2 protein-coding genes are annotated in these 2482 nt (G+C 73.2%); both read right to left on the bottom strand.

The annotated features are described in order from the left end of the window. Positions 1–920: beta-ketoacyl synthase N-terminal-like domain-containing protein (locus ACWEN3_RS45235; protein WP_452984113.1), on the bottom strand; the 920-nt coding region annotated here is incomplete at its 3' end. Then, positions 917–2197: a beta-ketoacyl-[acyl-carrier-protein] synthase family protein gene (locus ACWEN3_RS45230; protein ID WP_452984111.1), complete on the bottom strand. Its 1281-nt coding sequence runs from the start codon at positions 2195–2197 to the stop codon at positions 917–919. The genes ACWEN3_RS45230 and ACWEN3_RS45235, both read right to left, overlap by 4 nt. Between the last annotated feature and the right edge of the window lie 285 nt (positions 2198–2482).

Genomic DNA, 2482 nt, shown 5'->3' with positions numbered 1-2482 from the left:
GCTGGTCGGGGCACGGTGACCCGTCCCGGACGGATCTGGGCCGCGGTGACCCGCTCCGGGCGATCGGGACGACGGTGACCCGGCCGGGGCGACCCCGCGAGCGCCCCGTAGGGCCGGGCGCCGCGGTCCCGGGCGGTGGCCGCGTCCTCCAGGACGAGGATCGCACCGCCCTCACCGGCCACCTGGCCGCCGGCGGCCGCGTCGAAGGGCAGGAAGGCGCGGGCGGCGTCGGAGACGGTGCTCATCCGGCCGCCGGCGAGCAGCGCGGCCCAGCCCCACGGGCAGATCGCCCCGTCCACGCCGCCGGTGACGATGCGCCGGCTGCCCCTGCGCAGCTGCCGGCGGGCCTGGGCGACCGCGTCGAGCCCCCCGGCCTGCTCGCTGACGATGACGCCGCTGGGCCCGCGCATCCCGTGCCGGATGGAGATCTGGCCGGTGTTGACGGCGTAGAACCAGGCGAAGGACTGGTAGGCGCTGACGTAGCGGCTGCCCTTGCCCCACAGGGCCTCCAGCTCCCGCTGGCCGAACTCGAACCCGCCCGCGGACGCAGCGGTCACCACGCCGGATGCGAACTCCGGCTCGGTCTCCGGGTCGAGACCGCTGTCGGCGATCGCCTCGTCCGCGGCGGTGAGCGCGAGCCGGGTCATGTGGTCGGTCTGCGGCAGCAGCCGGCCGGGGATGTGCTCGGCCGCGTCGAAGCCGGGGACCTCCCCGGCGAGCTGTGCCGGATACCCACGGGCGTCGAACCGGGACACCGGCCCGATGCCGCTCTGCCCGGCCAGGGTGGCCTGCCACCAGCGGTCGCGGCCGAGGCCGTTGGGCGCGGCGACGCCCACCCCGGTGAACACCGGGTGGGCGGGGCCTGCGGACGGCTGCGGGGGAGTCGTCCCTCTCGCCTGGGTGCTCGTCGGCGTGCTCATCGGACACTGCCTTTCCGTGTGCCGTCGGGCCTGGTCAGCACCATCGCGCTCTGGAAGCCGCCGAAGCCGCTCCCGACGGTGAGGACCCGTTCGGTGTTCAGTTCGCGTGCCGTCAGCGGCGTGTAGTCCAGGTCGCATTCGGGGTCGGGAGTGTGCAGGTTGGCCGTGGGCGGGATCACCCCGTGCTCGATGGCGAGCGTGCTCGCGGCTATCTCCAGCGAGCCGATGGCCCCCAGCGAGTGGCCGATCATCGACTTGATGGAGCTGACCGGGGTCTCGTAGGCGTGCGCGCCGAGGCTCTTCTTGAACGCGGCGGTCTCGTGGCGGTCGTTCTGCTTGGTTCCCGAACCGTGCGCGTTGATGTAGTCGATGGCCGTCGGATCGAGGCGGGCCTGGTCCAGGGCGACCCGGATGGCCTCGGCCATCTCCTTGCCGTCCGGCCGCAGCCCGGTCATGTGGTACGCGTTGCAGCGCGAGGCGAAGCCGGAGATCTCGGCGTAGGCGTGGGCGCCGCGGGCCCGGGCCCCCTCCAGTTCCTCCAGGACGAACACGGCGGCGCCCTCGCCGAGCACGAAGCCGTTGCGGGAGGCGTCGAAGGGGCGGGAGGCGGTCGCGGGGTCGTCGTTGCGCGGTGAGGTGGCCTTGATGGCGTCGAAGCAGGCCACCGTGATGGGGGAGATGGGGGCCTCGGTGGCGCCGGCCACCATGATGTCGGCCGAGCCCTCGCGGATCAGCTCGGCGGCGTGCCCGACGGCGTCCAGGCCGGAGGTGCAGCCGGTGGAGACCACGGCGGCCGGCCCCTGGGCGCCCACCGCCCAGGCCACCTCGGAGGCGAACGAACTCGGCACGAAGTGACCGAAGAGGTGCCTGCTCGTGTACTGGTGGTCGACCAGCCACTGACGGCCGCCGTCGCTGACCACGTTGTACTCGGTGTCCAGGGACGTCGTGGCACCCACCGCACTGCCGACGGTGACGCCGACCCGGTGCGGGTCGAGCCCCGCGAAGTCCAGCCCGCTGTCGGCCATGGCCTCCCGGGCGCACACGACCGCGAACTGCGCCGCGCGGTCCATCCGGCTCGTCTCCTGGGGCGTCAGGCCCGCCTGCTCCGGGTCGAAGTCGGCCTCCGCGGCGATCCGCGAGCGGAACTGGGACGTGTCGAAGCGGGTGATCGACCGGGTGGCGGTGCGGCCGGACGTCAGCAGTGACCAGAACTCCTTCAGCCCGATGCCGCCCGGCGCGATCACCCCGATCCCGGTGATGACTACGCGTCGTTCCATGTGGCTCCTCCGTTTGCCGGGATGGGCGTGCGGGCGCGAAGTCCTGGGTGTGCCCCGGTGGATCCCGCAAGCAACTCGACGGTGCACTGGCGGACTCAAACCGTGCTGGAGGGCCGACCCAGCCGGGGCTCGTCGTCACCGGCGCGGGGGTGCGCCGCTCCCTGGACGAGGGCGGCGTCGTGGCCTGCCTTTGACATCCTCCCGGCCCTGAAGGACCGGGATTCCTTTTTCAGGTGGCTTGGCCGGTCGCCCGGCTGCCGGGTTCCTGCTTCACAGACTGGCCAG

This window comes from Streptomyces sp. NPDC004561, assembly GCF_053602155.1.
The sequence above is the reverse complement of the archived record's forward strand: the minus strand, read 5'-3'. Positions and strand labels throughout refer to the sequence as shown.